The organism is Rummeliibacillus pycnus (assembly GCF_044359855.1).
Classification (GTDB): Bacteria; Bacillota; Bacilli; order Bacillales_A; family Planococcaceae; genus Rummeliibacillus; species Rummeliibacillus pycnus_A.
Window position 1 is genome coordinate 3839375 of sequence record NZ_CP132291.1, and the last position, 17573, is coordinate 3856947.

At 35.7% G+C, this 17573-nt stretch carries 13 protein-coding genes, 14 tRNA genes and 1 pseudogene; 26 read left to right on the forward strand and 2 right to left on the reverse strand.

All coding sequences use genetic code 11. The annotated features are described in order from the left end of the window. The first annotated feature begins 120 nt into the window (after window positions 1-120). The 6 genes from cobA to Q8X41_RS18675 all read left to right on the forward strand — a co-directional run bounded on the left by cobA (window position 121) and on the right by Q8X41_RS18675 (window position 6142). Window positions 121-900: a uroporphyrinogen-III C-methyltransferase gene (gene cobA / locus Q8X41_RS18650; RefSeq protein WP_397537739.1), complete on the forward strand. Its 780-nt coding sequence runs from the start codon at window positions 121-123 to the stop codon at window positions 898-900. 11 nt (window positions 901-911) lie between these two features. Next, window positions 912-1655, forward strand: a complete 744-nt coding sequence (locus Q8X41_RS18655) for a sirohydrochlorin chelatase (RefSeq protein ID WP_397537740.1) — start codon at window positions 912-914, stop codon at window positions 1653-1655. An 18-nt stretch (window positions 1656-1673) separates the two neighbouring features. Then, window positions 1674-3431 carry an assimilatory sulfite reductase (NADPH) flavoprotein subunit gene (locus tag Q8X41_RS18660; protein WP_397537741.1) on the forward strand — a complete coding sequence of 586 codons (1758 nt, stop codon included), beginning with the start codon at window positions 1674-1676 and terminating at the stop codon, window positions 3429-3431. A 13-nt stretch (window positions 3432-3444) separates the two neighbouring features. Beyond that, on the forward strand, window positions 3445-5160 hold the full coding sequence (cysI, locus tag Q8X41_RS18665) for an assimilatory sulfite reductase (NADPH) hemoprotein subunit (RefSeq protein WP_397537742.1): 1716 nt from the start codon (window positions 3445-3447) through the stop codon (window positions 5158-5160). 341 nt (window positions 5161-5501) lie between these two features. Continuing rightward, on the forward strand, window positions 5502-5708 hold the full coding sequence (locus Q8X41_RS18670; protein ID WP_397537743.1) for a helix-turn-helix transcriptional regulator: 207 nt from the start codon (window positions 5502-5504) through the stop codon (window positions 5706-5708). Next, window positions 5705-6142: a hypothetical protein gene (locus Q8X41_RS18675; protein WP_397537744.1), complete on the forward strand. Its 438-nt coding sequence runs from the start codon at window positions 5705-5707 to the stop codon at window positions 6140-6142. Before Q8X41_RS18670 ends, Q8X41_RS18675 begins: the two co-directional genes overlap by 4 nt. A gap of 197 nt (window positions 6143-6339) precedes the next feature. On the opposite strand, the gene Q8X41_RS18680 is transcribed toward Q8X41_RS18675, so the two are convergent. After that, the gene (locus Q8X41_RS18680; RefSeq protein ID WP_397537745.1) at window positions 6340-6795 is read right to left on the reverse strand and encodes a chemotaxis protein CheX; all 456 of its coding nucleotides are present in this window, start codon (window positions 6793-6795) and stop codon (window positions 6340-6342) included. A gap of 357 nt (window positions 6796-7152) precedes the next feature. On the opposite strand from Q8X41_RS18680, the gene Q8X41_RS18685 reads away from it, so the two are divergent. The 19 genes from Q8X41_RS18685 (at window position 7153) to Q8X41_RS18775 (ending at window position 16190) form a co-directional block, all read left to right on the forward strand. Continuing rightward, window positions 7153-10773 (forward strand): dynamin family protein, encoded by a 3621-nt coding sequence (locus Q8X41_RS18685; RefSeq protein WP_397537746.1) that lies wholly within the window; start codon window positions 7153-7155, stop codon window positions 10771-10773. Beyond that, window positions 10773-11585, forward strand: a complete 813-nt coding sequence (locus Q8X41_RS18690) for a sulfurtransferase (RefSeq protein ID WP_397537747.1) — start codon at window positions 10773-10775, stop codon at window positions 11583-11585. The genes Q8X41_RS18685 and Q8X41_RS18690 overlap by 1 nt, the downstream gene beginning before the upstream one ends. A gap of 101 nt (window positions 11586-11686) precedes the next feature. Further along, window positions 11687-12622, forward strand: a complete 936-nt coding sequence (locus Q8X41_RS18695) for a C39 family peptidase (RefSeq protein ID WP_397537748.1) — start codon at window positions 11687-11689, stop codon at window positions 12620-12622. Between the two features lie 219 nt (window positions 12623-12841). Further along, entirely contained in the window at window positions 12842-14056 is a 1215-nt protein-coding gene (locus Q8X41_RS18700) for a hypothetical protein (RefSeq protein ID WP_397537749.1), read from the forward strand. Window positions 14057-14305: 249 nt separating this feature from the next. After that, window positions 14306-14380: transfer RNA gene (locus Q8X41_RS18705), tRNA-Gly, on the forward strand. A gap of 9 nt (window positions 14381-14389) precedes the next feature. Beyond that, window positions 14390-14478: transfer RNA gene (locus tag Q8X41_RS18710), tRNA-Leu, on the forward strand. A 42-nt stretch (window positions 14479-14520) separates the two neighbouring features. After that, a tRNA-Arg gene (locus Q8X41_RS18715) sits at window positions 14521-14597 on the forward strand. 3 nt (window positions 14598-14600) lie between these two features. Further along, a tRNA-Pro gene (locus Q8X41_RS18720) sits at window positions 14601-14677 on the forward strand. 14 nt (window positions 14678-14691) lie between these two features. After that, window positions 14692-14767 (forward strand) — tRNA-Ala (locus Q8X41_RS18725). 22 nt (window positions 14768-14789) lie between these two features. Continuing rightward, window positions 14790-14863, forward strand: a tRNA-Met gene (locus Q8X41_RS18730). Window positions 14864-14871: 8 nt separating this feature from the next. Then, window positions 14872-14964 (forward strand) — tRNA-Ser (locus tag Q8X41_RS18735). Between the two features lie 26 nt (window positions 14965-14990). Further along, window positions 14991-15067, forward strand: a tRNA-Met gene (locus tag Q8X41_RS18740). 4 nt (window positions 15068-15071) lie between these two features. Beyond that, window positions 15072-15148: transfer RNA gene (locus Q8X41_RS18745), tRNA-Asp, on the forward strand. 36 nt (window positions 15149-15184) lie between these two features. After that, window positions 15185-15260, forward strand: a tRNA-Phe gene (locus Q8X41_RS18750). Between the two features lie 6 nt (window positions 15261-15266). Further along, window positions 15267-15342, forward strand: a tRNA-Thr gene (locus tag Q8X41_RS18755). A gap of 9 nt (window positions 15343-15351) precedes the next feature. Continuing rightward, window positions 15352-15428, forward strand: a tRNA-Asn gene (locus tag Q8X41_RS18760). Window positions 15429-15431: 3 nt separating this feature from the next. Then, window positions 15432-15522, forward strand: a tRNA-Ser gene (locus tag Q8X41_RS18765). A gap of 6 nt (window positions 15523-15528) precedes the next feature. Continuing rightward, a tRNA-Glu gene (locus Q8X41_RS18770) sits at window positions 15529-15600 on the forward strand. Between the two features lie 305 nt (window positions 15601-15905). Then, a complete protein-coding gene (locus Q8X41_RS18775) occupies window positions 15906-16190 on the forward strand; it encodes a glyoxalase (protein ID WP_397537750.1) in 285 nt (94 codons plus the stop codon). A gap of 269 nt (window positions 16191-16459) precedes the next feature. On the opposite strand, the gene Q8X41_RS18780 is transcribed toward Q8X41_RS18775, so the two are convergent. Continuing rightward, the gene (locus Q8X41_RS18780) at window positions 16460-17233 is read right to left on the reverse strand and encodes an alpha/beta hydrolase (protein ID WP_397537751.1); all 774 of its coding nucleotides are present in this window, start codon (window positions 17231-17233) and stop codon (window positions 16460-16462) included. 195 nt (window positions 17234-17428) lie between these two features. Between Q8X41_RS18780 and Q8X41_RS18785 the strand changes: the two are divergent. After that, a pseudogene (locus Q8X41_RS18785) lies at window positions 17429-17554 on the forward strand (FAD-dependent oxidoreductase); the annotation flags it as partial. Between the last annotated feature and the right edge of the window lie 19 nt (window positions 17555-17573).

Below are 17573 nucleotides of genomic sequence, written 5' to 3' on the forward strand. Positions count from 1 at the left end.
TAGCCAACTAGACAACTAGAGGCATCCAGCTATATGAATCTTTCACTAGATGTATTGTGAAGATTTATATAGCTGGGTGCCTTTTTTTAAAACCTAATGCTACATCTTAGAGGTGATTGAATGAGTAAAGTATATATTGTAGGTGCAGGTCCAGGAGATATCGAGCTTATTACGTTAAAGGGACTCCGTTGCATTAAAGAGGCAGACGTTATTTTATACGATCGATTATTGAATAAGGAATTATTAAGCTATGCGAAACCAGGCGCCGAGCTCATTTTCTGTGGTAAGCTACCAAATCGTCATGCCATGATTCAGGAAAGTATAAACGAATCACTCGTACGTTATGCCATGCAGGGGAAGATAGTCACTCGTTTAAAGGGTGGCGATCCATTCGTCTTCGGTAGAGGTGCAGAGGAGGCAGAGGTACTTGCCAATAAGAAAATTCCATTTGAGATTGTACCGGGCATTACGTCAGGCATTGCGGCACCTGCCTATGCAGGTATTCCTGTAACACATCGCGACTTAAGCGCTAGCTTTGCAATTGTGACAGGTCATCGTCAGGCTGGAAAGGATGACAATCTAAAATGGGAGTCTCTAGTCCATATCGAAACACTTGCTATTTATATGGGGGTAAAAAACCTACCATATATCGTGTCACAACTTCTTAAATTTGGAAGAGCAAAGGAATCGCCTGTGGCCCTTGTACATTGGGGTACTTATGATAAGCAGGAAACAGTTACCGGAACACTTGAAACCATTGAATCTATTGTAGCAGAATCGAATATTTCAAACCCTTCGATGATTATCGTAGGGGAGGTTGTCAAACTACGTGAAAAAATCCAATGGTTTGAAGAGCAATCAAATCTGAAACAAAAAGAGACTGAACTAGTAGTCTATTAGGAGGTAACTATATGCAGGCAGTTATATATATTGCACATGGTACGCGTGTTCAGGAGGGGATTGATGAAGCAAGAGCCTTTGTAGAACGTGCTAAAAAATACATTCCAATCGCACTGCAGGAGATTTGTTTTTTAGAGTTAGTAGAGCCAACGATTGAGCAAACAATTGAACGTTGCATTCAGAAAGGGGCATCAGAAATTGCACTTGTTCCGATATTGTTGTTAACAGCAAATCATGCGAAAAAAGATATTCCAGCAATTGTTAAGCCAATAGAAAGGAAATATCCTCATATTGTCTTTTCATATGGAAAACCTTTCGGCATTCATCCTAACCTAATTGCGCAAATTAATGAGCGGATTGAAGAGAAGACCCCTAAGATAGCTCCTGATGCAGAAATATTGCTCATTGGTCGGGGAAGCAGTGATCCAGCAGTTGTTCGAGATTTCGCGGAAATTGCGACACGCTTTAAGCTCAGATACGGTATTCGTCATGTAGAAATTGCTTTTTTATATGGAAATGGACCGAAATTTAGTAATTTTGTTGAAAGAATAGTGCAATCTCCAAATAGATCACGGTATATTGTTCCCTATTTGTTATTCCAGGGACTGCTTAGAAAGCATATAGAAGAAGAATTAGAAGGATTTCAGCTTGTGACAGTTTGTAACAGTCTTGGCTATGGTGATCGAGTGCTTGATGTTTTACTAGAGCGCACAAGAGAGGCAATAAAGGCATTACGAACATCCTATGCAAGCTAATATAGATGAGGTGAAGAAATGACGTTACAAGTTAGCAATAGTCCATTTACAGAAAAGCAAGTTCAACTTTTAAATGAGCTCTTACCTAATTTAACAGAGCAGCAGAAGTTTTGGCTGAATGGTTATTTAAGTGCACCGCTACAGGTTATTGCAAAGGCAACAGAGGTGCAAGAAATATTGGTTCCTCAACAAACAGTTACAGCCACGGTTATTTATGGCTCACAAACTGGTAATAGTCAAAAGCTTGCTGAGAAGCTAGGCGCTTTGCTAGAAGGACAGTCAGTTGATGTTGACATCTCTTCGATGCTTGATTTTAAAGTAAAGAATTTAAAGAAGCTTGATAATTTATTAATTATTACAAGTACTCATGGTGAGGGCGAGGCACCTGATAATGCGATGCCTTTTTATGAATTCTTACATAGTAATCGCGCACCTAAGCTTCCAGATTTACATTACGCCGTACTAGCTCTTGGAGATAGCTCCTATGAATGGTTCTGTAAAACAGGTGCTGACTTCGACAAGAGACTGAAGGAGCTTGAGGCACAGCCATTATTAGAACGCGTAGATTGTGATGTAGATTATGAGGAATCAGCAGAGCAGTGGTTTGAAGCATTGGCAAAAACACTTGTACCATCAAGCGGTAATACTTCACAACCAATAATTGAGAATACTAATGCCTCTATTTATTCTAAAAAGTATCCATATCAGGCGGAAATAGTAGAAAAAATCAATTTAAATATGGACGGCTCCAATAAAAAAACGTACCATCTCGAGCTTTCATTAGAAGATACCTGCATTAAGTGGCAAGCAGGTGATAGTATTGGAATTTATCCACATAATCATCAGTCAGTTGTTGAAGAACTAATTGAGGTAGCAGGTTTTAAAGGTGATGAGTATGTTCAATACAAAAACGAGACATTGCCAATAGTAGAGGTGTTAAGAAATTATGTGGAAATTACGGTGCTTACAAAACCACTTATTGAAAAACTTGCTTCCTATATAAAAGGAACAAATGAACTGTTAGATGGAAAATGGAAGGAATATAAGGAAGGGCGATATCTAGCAGATCTATTTAAAGACTATGATTTTACGGGATCACCACAGGAACTAGTTGATGTGCTACGTCCAATTCCGGCACGACTCTATAGTATTGCATCAAGTTATACAGCAAATCCAGATGAGGTGTCTTTATTAATCGGGAAGGTTTCATATACTGCACACGATCAAAGACGAATTGGTGTAGCTTCTGGTGAAATTGCTGAACAACTAGAGATAGGGGATACGGTTTCAATCTTTGTTCAAGAAAATCCGAATTTTAAGCTTCCGGATGCCAAAATACCGATACTAATGATTGGTGCAGGGACAGGCGTTGCACCATTCCGTTCATTTATCGAGGAGCGAGCAGAGCAGCAGGCAGGGGATTCCTGGTTAGTCTTTGGAGAACAACATTTTGTCACAGATTTCCTATATCAAGTTGAATGGCTCCGCTATTTAGAGGAGGGCACATTAACGAAAATGGACGTTGCCTTCTCACGAGATCAGGAGGAAAAAATTTACGTACAGCATCGTCTTCTTGAAAAAGCAAAAGAGGTTTACGAATGGATTGAAAATGGAGCTGTTATTTATATTTGTGGCGATGAAAAAACGATGGCTAAGGATGTACACGAAGCACTTATTCAAATTATTGAACAACAAGGAAATGTGTCACGTAAAGAAGCTGAAGAGAAACTAGCCGCACTACAAAGAGAAAAACGATATCAAAGAGATGTTTACTAGAGGAGGCAATTCGATGACTGGAAAAGTTGAAGCACCAAAGGGGACACCGAGTGCGAATGAAAAATTCAAAGAGGAAAGTAATTATTTACGAGGCACGATTGCTGAATCATTTAAAGAGCCCTTATCGGGGAAGATTCCAGAATCTGACCAGCAACTCATTAAATTTCATGGTAGCTATATGCAGGACGACCGCGATGAGCGTTTAAATCGTCAGCGAAAAAAGCTTGAGCCTTCCTATCAATTTATGGTTCGTGTTCGTGTGCCAGGGGGCGTCGCAACACCTGAGCAATGGCTAATGATGGATGAAATGGCGAATACGTATGGAAACAATACATTAAAGGTGACAACGCGCCAGACATTCCAAATTCATGGCATCTTAAAGTGGAATGTTAAATCATATATGCAAAAGATGAATTCCGTGTTACTCGATTCTCTTGCGGCATGTGGTGATGTGAACAGAAATGTCATGAGTAATGTGAATCCACATCACTCATCTTTCCATCAAGAAGTGTATGAATGGTCAGTTAAACTAAGTGAACATCTACTTCCACATACGAAGGCATATCACGAAGTTTGGCTAGATGGTGAAAAAGTGCTTGAAACACCTCAAACAGAGCAGGTAGAGCCAATTTATGGAGAGCATTACTTACCTCGTAAATTTAAAATAGGTTTAGCCATTCCACCAAGTAATGATGTAGATGTGTTCTCTCAAGATATCGGAATTATTGCAATAGAGGAAAATGGACAGCTAACAGGGTTTAACATTGCTGTTGGTGGTGGTATGGGGATGACGCATGGTGAAGAATCTACGTATCCGCAGCTAGCGCATTTAATTGGCTTTGTTCCAAAGGAAAAATTATTAGTAACAGCAGAAAATATTGTGACAATTCAACGGGATTATGGAAACCGTTCAAATCGTAAAAATGCACGCTTCAAATATACAATTGATCGTGTAGGTCTTGAATGGTTTAAGGAGGAGCTTGCACGTCGCACTGGCTTTGAGCTAGAGGAAAAAAGAGAATTTAGTTTTACACGAACTGGCGATGAATATGGATGGATAAAGGGCGACAATGGAGAATGGCATTATACACTGTTTGTTCAAAATGGTCGTATTAAGGATACAAAAGATTACCCGCTAATGACTGGGCTACGAGAGATTGCAAAGGTGCATAAAGGCGAATTTCGTATGACACCAAACCAAAATATAATGATTGCAAATATTTCCCCACAAAAGAAAAGTAAAATTCAATCTCTAATCGATCAATATCATTTAACGGATGGTAAACATTATTCAGCACTTCGCCGAAATTCCATTGCATGTACGGCACTACCAACATGCGGACTTGCGATGGCAGAGGCAGAGCGCTACTTACCTTCACTAATTACAAAAATTGATGAAATCATTGATGAGGCTGGATTACATGATGAGGAAATCGTCATTCGTATGTCAGGCTGCCCAAATGGTTGCTCTCGTGCAGCACTTGCTGAAATCGGCTTTATCGGTAAAGGGCCAGGTAAATACAATATGTATTTAGGGGCATCCTTTACAGGTGATCGCTTAAGTAAAATGTACCGTGAAAATATCGATGAAGCTGAAATTTTAGCCGAGCTTAAGTCATTATTATTCCAATATGCAAAAGAAAGAGAAGAACGCGAGCATTTTGGAAACTTTGTTGTACGTAAGGGCATTATTAAAGCCACAACAGACGGCACAAATTTCCATGCGTAAAGAAGAGAGAGCTTTAATGAAATGAACATACAATCAAAATTAAGATAAAAGAAGCCACCGATTTTCTGTATTAAACAGCAAATCGATGGTTTCTTTTTGCTTACAAAGAGCTGGGATTTATTCAATGCAATTATAAGATCTCGTTGATTATGTCATATAAAAAGATAATATAGTTGTATAAAATTGAACCAACTCTAAAGGAATAGTTTGGAATCTTAACTATAGGGGAAATTTTCTCGATAATACAGAAATTAGAGGGGGTTAGTATAAATCACATTATGCAATATATATTTTACATAATGTAATTTATATGTTACATTTTATTTATCAGAGGTGGTTATATGGAGAATTCGGTAAAAGTTGCAAGAGTGAAAGCTGATTTAACACAACAACAATTAGCTGATGCTGTTGGAATCACTCGGCAAACAATTAGTTTAATTGAAAAGGGTAAATATAATCCATCTTTAAAGTTGTGTCTACAGATTTGTTATGCAGTAAATGGCACCTTAGATGAAATATTTTGGATTGAGGAGGAGGACTTTGAATGAAGAAGATTACGGACGAGCGATTAGTACTTAGAAATCTGCAAAATACAAGAATTGTTTATATTGTGCAGACATTTGGGATTCTATGTATCTTAGGATATGAACTATTTATAAACGGTATTGAAGCAATGCTTGACAATCCTGTTTGGCTTGTATTTATGATTTCAGGTATTGTAGCTGCTTATTTATCAATGAGTATTAGTGTTGAGCACGAGAATAAAATTCGTAATCCCAAAAAGTCGTTTATTTTTTCCACTTTAATTATCTTAAGCATTTCAGTATTAGTTTCTTATCTTATTACGATTACACCAAATTCAGAATTGTCACAAGGCACTCTAATTGGTGTCATTTTATTTATTTGTTTTCTTATTCCAAATGTTTATATCTATCGTTTGAGAATGAAACAGCTAATAGATTTAGATGATTTAGAGGAATAAATCAATCAATATCACTTTTTATCATATCTAACTAGCAAGATGGTTAAACCCAAAGTCACAAGTTTTTCTGGTCTAACTCTAAATTTAATGTTCTTGGTTTGAAAGAGTTTGTGATTTTCCATATAACGAGCTGTTTCTTCATTTAAATAAAAAAATGTCCATTTTTGTCATGGGCATTTTTTTCATGCATATGCTATTTAGGTAGGGTCAATTGTCAACAAAATAGTTAAGTCTCCAATTCCTTCTGCATTTACAGGTAACTTGAATGCATGTCTAAAGCCAAAAAGTTTTGTATGCCCAACCATTACTGTGGGTGGAGTAATATCAAGTTCTAAATTTTGTTCAGCAACATACGTGCATAGATTTCCTGCAACCATATTCCCGAATTCACCAGTAAAAGATTCTAACATTGCACCATCAAGTTGCATTCCATACATAGCTTCACCAATGGCACTAAAAGTTCTTGGAGTAGAATCTATGATAATACGTCCCCTCATATCTCCAACCATACCTATTAACACACTGATTTCAGATTGTTCGTAAGGGTCTGAAGTAATGGATGGAGATGAAACGTGAACCTCTTTGGGTAAAACAGCTTTGAGTGAAAGGATTGTACCATTTAGAATAGTTTGAACTTGTGTCGAAGTGCTCATTGTTATCTCCTTTAAATGTGACCTTTTTATTATATTATCATGCTAGTAGAGAATTTAATAGTAAACCTTGACGAAATATAGAATTTTTATTATTATTAAATTATCAAATGAGAATGATTTTCATGTTCAACGATGAAACTTATATACGGATAATTTTTAAAAGGGAGCGGTCAAATTGATTTATGCATTTATAGGTGCCACACTTATTATTTATGGAGTAATAGGAAAATATGTTTTCAATCAGACAACCGCACATTTAAAATAATTTTTTAAATCCTTCTATTAAATAGGAGGATTTTTTTTGCTTTGTCATGGTAGAATGAACTTATTACTTATCAAAAGGGGTACAAGATTGTCATGACAGAATTCGAGCAGCGATTAAAAAAACTCTTAAAGCAAACTGCAGTTCAATATTTAATATATCAACAAAATGAAGACCAAGAACGATTACAAAAAACAAAATTATTTGCTGAAAAGCTTTTAAATAAAGAATATATGATTGCATTTGCAGGACATTTCTCTGCAGGTAAATCTAGTATGATTAATGCTTTAACAGGAGAAGAACTTTTACCATCAAGCCCTATTCCAACAAGTGCAAATGTAGTAAAAGTGCATAAAGCAGATCAAAATTATGCTATTGCATATTTAACTGATGAAGATCCTGTGATTTTTGATGGGGATTATGATATCCGTACGGTGAAAGATTTTGCGAAAAATGGTGCACTTGTTTCACAAATAGAAATTGGTCATCAATATTCGGTTTTACCAGAAGGAATCACTGTGATGGACACACCAGGGGTTGATTCAACAGATGATGCACATAGAATGTCGACTGAATCTGCTCTACATTTAGCGGATATTGTTTTTTATGTGATGGATTACAACCACGTTCAATCTGAATTAAATTTCCAATTTACCAAAAATTTGATGAAATATAATCCAAATCTTTTTCTAATTGTTAATCAAATTGACAAGCATAAAGAAAATGAACTTTCATTCGAAGATTTTTCAAATTCAGTTTATACATCTTTTGCAAACTGGGGTGTACAGCCAAAGGGCATTTTCTTTACGTCATTACGTGATGCTTCTAATCCACATAATGATTTCAAAAAAGTAAAAGAAATCGTTATGAATAGTATGATTGGCTGGCAGGATAATTTGCTTGCTGTAGCTGAGAAGACATTACAACAGCTTCACAAAGAGCATGACGAATATTTAACATCAAATAAACAAGAACTATTAGCTAATAATGAAGAAATATTATCAAAAGAAGACTGGGGAAATCGTGTTGAAATTACATCAGATTATCAAACAGTCATACATCAATTAGAGTTGTATTCAGCTTCAAATTGGCAAAAAAGTTTTGATAACAATCGTGATGAGCTATTGGAAAACGCTGCTATTATGCCATTTGAATTACGTGAGAAATTAATGCTTTATCTCGAAAGTATTCAGCCTAATTTTAAGATGGGAATGTTCTTTGCTGCGAAGAAAACTCAAGCTGAACAACAATCTCGTAAAGAGGCCCTTTATGAATTGTATTGTTCAATTACGGCAAATCAAATTTCAGGTCATTTAAGAGTATTAATGAAGCAGTCTCTTAAGGAAGTGAATGCATTAACGGACGAGATGTCTCATGAAATTGATGGTTTCACCTTGAAGCCACCAATGGAAGTGATTGAAGAGCAAGTAAAATTAGACTCTGGTATTGCTGGTGATGCACTATTAAACTTCGCAACTCGAGTAGCAAATGCCACAATGAGATGGTATAAGCAAAGCACAGATGATTGGAAATTTGAAAAAGCATCGTATATTGAAGAACTTTCATTCACAACAGTTGCACCATTAAAGAAAAAGGGTGCAGCATTACAAAAAAAAGTTGAAATTATTGAAGCTGTGGAAGTCATCGAACAGCAAGAAAAGTATTTTGAAGTGCAAAAATCGGTTTCAATCGAAACAGTAAATAAAGAAGCAGATCAATATGTATCCAATTGGTCAAAAGAACATGAGGCGGCATTCGAAAAAATACGTCAATTTGATCCATCCATGCTAGTAAAAGAAGAACAATTGGATATTGATGAAATAGATGAAGAACAAAACCATGAGGGAGTGTCCTTTCATACAGCAACAGCTCTTCAAAATGCTATGAAGACTGCAAATGCTGTTTCACCAATTCAAGGTTTCACGGAAGTCGCAAATTATTTGAAAAATAAAGTACAACGTCTAGAACAAAAAGATTTCACGATTGCTTTGTTTGGTGCATTTAGCGCAGGTAAATCTTCTTTTTCAAATGCACTAATGGGGCAAAAAGTATTACCGGTATCACCAAACCCAACCACTGCTGCAATCAATAAGATACGTCCTGTTACACCGGATCATCCACATGAAACAGCAGATGTACATTTAAAAACTACGGTGCAATTGCAAGAGGACATTATTGCAAGCTTTGGAGCAATAGGTGTTCGAGTATCCTCATTAGAGGAAGCATTCAGTAAAATTGATGAAACATTATCAAAAGAACTAGAAGATGAACGATTACATGTTCATAAATCATTTATTCGCGCTTTCAAGGAAGGCTATCCTGAATTTAAGGAGAAACTTGGTAGCACAGTACGCACTAACCGCCAAGAATTTGAGAAATTTGTTGCCCAAGAAAGCCGAAGCTGTTTTGTTGATACAATCGATTTCTATTATGATTGCGAGTTAACACGTATGGGTGTAACACTAGTAGATACTCCGGGAGCAGACTCAATCAATGCGAGACATACAGGAGTGGCTTTTGAATACATTCGAAACGCAGATGCTATTTTATTCATCACTTACTACAACCATGCATTTGCAAAAGCGGATCGCGAATTTTTAATTCAATTAGGTCGTGTAAAAGATGCCTTTGAATTAGATAAAATGTTCTTTGTTGTAAACGCAATTGATCTTGCTTCAAATGATGATGAAGCTGATGATGTCAAAACTTATGTTAGACAAGAATTACAACGTTTTGGTATTCGTAAACCGCGACTATTTGGCGTTTCTAGTCTGCTTGCTTTACAAGAAAAGGTTGAAAGTAAAACACTTGATTCTGGTATGGCTTTATTCGAAGAAAACTTCCACCACTTTTTATCTGAAGAATTAACAGCACTTGCCGTACAAGCATTAGTAGAAGAAACAGAAAAAGCCCAAGAGCGATTAAGAATGTTAATCCAACAAACAGAAGACAATATAAAACGCAAAGATGAACGATTAGTGGAACTTGCAAAATTAGAACAATATATTCATACACATTATATGAATTCTGCTGCACAAACCATTGAAAGAGACACATTACAAGAACTAGATGAACTTCTGTATTTCGTGTTGCAACGTGTATATTATCGCTATCCAGATTTCTTCAAGGAAGGCTATAATCCTACAACTTTTGCAATGAAGTCTTCAGCAGTTGCATTAGATATTGCTTTAAAAGAAGTATTATCTAGCTTGAGTTTTGACTTTGAACAAGAAATGCGTGTTACAAACTTCCGCTTAGTAAAATTCATTTTGAAAAAAGTACAAGAGCGCTATTCATATGATACAAAACAATTAAAAGACATCAATGCAAGCTTCTCATTTATGCCTTTTGAAGTAGAAGAACCAAGCATATTAGAATTTACAGGTCCTTTTACAAGTACAAAACCTTATGAATCCGTAAAATCTTATTTTAAAAATAGTAAGTCTTTCTTTGAAAAAGGAGATAATAATAAACTTCGTGAGGCTCTCGAAGAATTAACAAAGCCTGACGCAAAAGTCTATCTTGATACACAATCTGAACGTATGAAAAAATGGCTAGAAAATGTAATAGCTGAAGAAGCTGAAGACCTAAGATTGTACATTAGTAGACAGGCAACTCAACAAATTGATATTGAAAAATCATTGCTCCACGAAAACAGTAAATTAGAGGGATGGAAAGTGATTTATGAATCATTAATGGATGGAGTGAAAAATTAATGGGAAATGTTTTTGTTTCAGTAAAAGACTTAGAATTAGCAAAGCAACATGATTATAAGTGGATTGATGCTCGTTTCAACTTACAAAATCCTAATGAAGGCCTCACTTTATATGAAGAAGATCATATTAATAATGCCGTGTACTGGAATTTAGAAAAAGATTTATCGGATATGCAAAAGAATGCAGGCAGACATCCTATGCCAGATAAAGAGCAACTAAAAATATTGTTTGAACAAAGTGGTTTACAGCAAGATCAATTCATTTTAATTTATGACCAGGGAGGTTCACCATTCGCAACGAGAGCATGGTGGATGTTGCAATATGGTGGCTTCAAAAATGTAAAAGTTATTCAAGAAGGTTATCAAGCTCTCCAGAAAGCAGGCTTCAAAACTACCAGTGAAAAAACGATTGCTGCACCAACTCAATTAGAGATGAACTGGCAGGATCAACTTTATACTGATCGAGATGGAGTAAAAGCTATTGTTGATGGTAAAGTAAAACGCACATTGCTAGATGCTAGAGCAAACATTCGCTATAGAGGTGAAGAAGAAGCAATAGACAAAATAGCAGGGCACATTCCTGGTGCATTAAATTATGATTGGGAACAATTAAAAGAAAATGGATATTTAGCTCCAAATGATACTTTACTAGATGTAGTGAGTAAGGATGAACCAATTACGGTTTATTGTGGAAGTGGTGTAACAGCATCACCACTTTATGCAGTCCTTAAAGAAATGGAGTATAAAAACGTACAATTATACACAGGAAGCTATAGTGACTGGATTACTAAATATGAAGTAGAAAAGGGGTAATAATGCAGATTTAGTAAGGTGTATATTTATGATACTATTTAGTAGATTAGGGGAATTCCCCCTGTATCTTACATAAATAGTTCATAGAAAGTAGGCTTACAGTGTTATTAACTACAACAAGAAAATATACAAAATTACTTAGCATTACTGCATTAAGTTCAGCATTAGTAGCAGCTAGCTTTACTGACTTCACAACACAACCATTAACTTCGCAAGCTGCTTCATCTGAAGAAAAAGTGTCAAATGAATATGTTTTAAAAACAGCGGGAAATGTCCGCTCTGGCGTTGGAACGAAATATAAAGTTTTAACAACACTAAAGAAAGGGACAACCATTAAACCAACTGTTCGAAAAAAGGATACCCAAAAAACATATTGGTACAAAATTAAAGTAGGTTCTAAATATGGTTGGATATCAGGTACGCTTTTGACGAAAAAATATATTTATAAATCGAGTGGAGATAAAGATGCAATTTCACTAGATGTTCCCTATATCAATCAGATGAAGCCATTATATGCACCATTTGGTTGTGAAGGGGCTAGTCTACAGCAGGCATTACAATTTAAAGGATATGCTAAAGAGATAAGCTATAAAAATTTTTTAAATAATATGCCTAAAACAAAACAGAATCCTTATAAAGGGTTTGCTGGATCACCTTTTTATGCAATTGATGGTGTGTTTCAATCAATCTTTCCAAATCCATTAGCGAATTATGGAAAGAAATATAGTAGTACTGTTAAAGATATAACAGGAGCTTCTACAAAAGAATTGCGAACTGAGTTAGCAGCTGGTCATCCAATAGTTGTCTATGTTACATTGGACTTCTCAAAACCAAAATGGACAAATTGGAATATGGGCTCAGCGGGGAAAAACGTTAAAATGGTGGATAATTTACATGTTACAACACTAGCAGGCTATAGCAGTAAAACAAAACGTTATAAAGTGGTTGATCCTAATAATAAAGGCATATACTGGGTTAATGAATATGAATTTGAACGTGCATATAATGCTTTAAAATATGCAGTAGTAGTCCGTTAAAAAATAGAAGACATCTTTTTCATTGTTCTTTTGAACATTGAAGGAGATGTCTTTTTTATGAATTTTTTTATTGTAACTTAAAATTCCCATTAAATAATTTTACGTAATAAAAGGAACCATATATTTGATGGCGAATAATAGGAAATAACAAAAGGGTAATATGTAAAAATAAGGGGATAATTGTTTTCTAAATAAGAATATTTATAAAGAGGTGAAATGATGTTTTCTAAAGAAACTTTATTAGAAACGATTACAATACAATTAGGACAAGGCTTAGGAGAAATAGAAAGTATAAACAAAAAACAAATAAAGTCTTTAAAAACAGAAATTGAAAATCGAGATCAGCAAATTCGACAATTAAAAGAAAAAATTGAAGAATTACAATGCAAAATTAAAACTCTGAACAAAGTAAATTATAACTTGAAGAATGAAAGAAAAGTTTTATTAAAAGAAATTAATAAAAGAAACAAAAAAATGGACTTTACTGAAGGAATCACAGCTTTACTTTGTGACGATATCACAAATGAAGAGAAAGTCAAAATAATAGTATATTTGCTTAAAATCGCTATAAAAGAAGAAAATGTTGAAGAATACTTAGAGGAATTTATGCAGATTATTAGTGAAGCAATTACGAAATTTGATTACTTTCAAAGCAGATCAATTAAAAGAGAATTAAAAAAGAACTATGTATTCTACCATCAATTATTTTTGAAAGTACCAGCAAAGAATTTACGAGCAGTTCTATATGCTTATCATTCGAATAAAATGATTGATATGATAAAACATTTATTACACGGACTTGTGCAGTCAGGAAGATTATATTCATATAAAGATGAAGATGCTCTAAACATTTTATTATACATAATTTATTATAGAAAAATAAAAACGTATCAAAATGATAGCCGATTTCAATTGTTTTATAAAGATAAAGGAAATGATTTCTCCAATAAAGCTTATAACTTTTATTCTCTTTATTCCGTCAAAAGGAATCGCGCACATTTTATAGAATTTGTTGAAGTTCTAGAAGAAAAAGGCGATTGTATAGACTTATTAAAAGTAGAAATGATTCAATATATTTTGAAACGTATTTTTAAAGAAGTGGAAATTGAAAACTATTATAACGTTGAAAAAAATATCAAAAAGACTACACCTAAAACCTATAGATACCGCCATCCCAGCTACAGCGAACTTCGGAATTTTGGATACCAAATAACAAGTCGCACGGATGAACAGCGCTGGTTAGCTTTACAGGAGTTCATAGAAAGTTATGGTTTACAAGCAACTGCTAATGAGCTGCATAAAAGAATTCGTCTAAAAATGGGAAGAGAAGAAGATAGAAAAAGGTATGCTAATGCAATTAGAAAATGGAGTTATGATTTAAATCGTTTAAAAGAGAAGTATTATGAAAATGATTTTCCATGGCCAGAAAAGTAATTTATTTAAAAGGTATCTAACCCAGGGGATAATACTCTTACTGAGAGAATTCTCGAGTACCCTATTTGGAAAATAACCGACAATCATATTGTTTTTAAATTTTTTAGACAGTCTATTGTTGCTTTTAGACAAGAGTTTAGTTAAACTTCTTAAGAAAGATTCAAACGGAAAGTATAACAATTATTATTTTTATATAAAAAAGTATTGCATTTATAAAATAGATACTATATAATAAATCTTGTCCTTAATGCGGAAGTAGTTCAGTGGTAGAACATCACCTTGCCAAGGTGGGGGTCGCGGGTTCGAACCCCGTCTTCCGCTCCATTAAGAGATGCCGGGGTGGCGGAACTGGCAGACGCACAGGACTTAAAATCCTGCGGTAGGTGACTACCGTACCGGTTCGATTCCGGTCCTCGGCACCATCTTTTATTTTTAAATATAATGAAATGATTTGATTTATATATGCGCCCATAGCTCAACTGGATAGAGCGTCTGACTACGGATCAGAAGGTTGTGGATTCGACTTCTGCTGGGCGCACCAAATCGGGAAGTAGCTCAGCTTGGTAGAGCACTTGGTTTGGGACCAAGGGGTCGCAGGTTCGAATCCTGTCTTCCCGACCATTTCATATACATATGGGGCCTTAGCTCAGCTGGGAGAGCGCCTGCCTTGCACGCAGGAGGTCAGCGGTTCGATCCCGCTAGGCTCCACCAATTTTAAATTTAATATTATTATGGCGGCCTAGCTCAGCTGGCTAGAGCGTACGGTTCATACCCGTAAGGTCGGGGGTTCGATCCCCTCGGCCGCCATATTACCTGGAGGAATACCCAAGTCTGGCTGAAGGGATCGGTCTTGAAAACCGACAGGCGGGTCAAACCGCGCGGGGGTTCGAATCCCTCTTCCTCCTCCATTTTTCAATCAAGTTAATATTACTATCGCGGGGTGGAGCAGTTCGGTAGCTCGTCGGGCTCATAACCCGAAGGTCGCAGGTTCAAATCCTGTCCCCGCAACCAAAATGGTCCGGTAGTTCAGCTGGTTAGAATGCCTGCCTGTCACGCAGGAGGTCGCGGGTTCGAGTCCCGTCCGGACCGCCATTTTTTTTAAAAAAGAATAAAAAATATCATTATCATGGGTCGGTAGCTCAGTTGGTAGAGCATTAGATTGAAGCTCTAAGTGTCGGCGGTTCGATTCCGTCCCGACCCACCATGATATGCCGGTGTAGCTCAGTTGGTAGAGCAACTGACTTGTAATCAGTAGGTCGAGGGTTCGACTCCTTTCGCCGGCACCATTTCATTATTCCGAAGTAGCTCAGTTGGTAGCAGCATCTGACTGTTAATCAGAGGGTCGCAGGTTCGAGTCCTGCCTTCGGAGCCATATGGGGAAGTACTCAAGAGGCTGAAGAGGCGCCCCTGCTAAGGGTGTAGGTCGGGTAACCGGCGCGAGGGTTCAAATCCCTCCTTCTCCGCCATATATTGGCCCCTTGGTCAAGCGGTTAAGACACCGCCCTTTCACGGCGGTAACACGAGTTCGAATCTCGTAGGGGTCATAAATATTCGTTAAATACTAGAACGTAGATGAAAAGCCAAGGAAAACATTTGTTTTCCTTGGCTTTTTATATTTTTCTAAAATCTTATGACAAAATGATTGTTAAATGTGAGGTGTTTTGGTAAATTAGCAGATGTTAAAAGTTATTTGTTAATTCTTATCTTGAAGAAATTTAGTATAAAGAATATTAAAGGGGAAAATAAATGCAGAAATTATTATTAGAGTCACATTGCATCTTTCCATCAAAAGACATATTGAAAACAGCAAACTATTACGAAAAAAATGGGTTTTAAAGCCGTACCTTATATGGAATCAAAGGAACCACATATTTGCTTATATCGAGATTCAACCGAAATAATATTGACGAATTCAAACGGTAAAGAGGTAGTACCCAATAGAATTTTATATGGTTATGGGTATGACGCATATTTTATTACTGACAATCAAGAAGAACTTCAAGAAGAATATAATAATTCTGGAGTAAAAATAGTTCGTTCATTATCTAATACCGATTATAGTAATAAGGAATTTGTGATTGAAGATATTGATGGAAGATGGATAGCTTTTGGAAAAAAGACAAAGCAACTATAAGGACTGACATCTAATTAACATAATGAAATGTATGCAAGCCTGCTAATAGTTGTTTGTCTCTACTAACATTAACTAGTTGAGGCGAGAAGATCTAAGTTATCATGGAGATTCTAACGAAGGGAATCCGTTTCTACGCCATAACCTAAGTGTGTGAACATCTTTAGGGGTAATTTAGTATTTAATAACACTTTACCCCATTTATCCGCAACTTATTTTGCCTAAAACTCTTTAGCGAATCTATTTTCTCTTTAACTAAAATGATCCTTTTACTAAACCGATTCAGTAGTCAAGTAAGTGATAAAGTTAGGAACGCGTTCTTTAAAAGCTTTGTAATGATGTTCAGCATTTTCAATAATATTAAACTGTAATGTCACATCTTTTTCACTTAAGATTTCATAGATTGTCTTATTGGATAATAAAAACAGTTGGCTAATTTCATCGTTTTCTCCTGATTCCTTTGTTCCGCAGTCTAGGTAGAATCTTTCTAAGTGTGTTAGATTACTCGTTTTTAAAAGTTTTTCAATTTCTTCTTGATTACGATAATATGCAGATGAAATTGCTGCAACTCGTTTAAATACATGAGAATAACAGCAAGCTGCGTAAGTTGATATTAGAGCTCCGAGGGAGATTCCTGCCATATATGTTTGAGTTTCCTCAGTACGATAGTTACAATCTATTAAAGGTTTCAATTCATTAACAATAAAATCTACATATTCCTTTCCTTTTCCGCCTGATAAGCTCTTATTACCTATAAATTTCTCGCTAAATGCTCCGTTGGGCCATGGACAATATTCATTTATCCTTTCATCACAGTAAGTGTTTTGGTCAATAGCAACTACTATAATATCCAGTTTATTTTGTTCTAAATATTGATTAATTTCTAAAGCAATTCCTTCAATTGCATCTTTATTTTCGAAAACATTTTGTCCGTCATGCATATATAACACAGGGTATGTTTTATTTACTTCCCTATAATTATTAGGTAAGTAAACTTGGATTTTTCTTTGATAATTAAATATAGGAAGGGTAAAAGATTCAATCATGATATACACACTCACTTTTAATTAATTTTTTTATTTTTCGTAATTTAATCAAATTATACTGTAAATTAATACTTAAAATATATTATTTTGTAAAATTTTGAATGTACAACCCATTAGTCGGGGTTTGAACAGAGTCTAAATAATCAAAGGTAGCCATACTTAACCATTTGTACAATAAATCATAAGGGGGGATTGATGAAATATGATGTGATTATTATCGGGGCAGGGCTTGCGGGCTTATCTACGGCATGTGAGCTTATTGATGCTGAGAAACGGGTACTTCTAGTAGACAAGGAAGGGGAACAGTCTATAGGTGGTAAATAATTAAATCAACGAGATC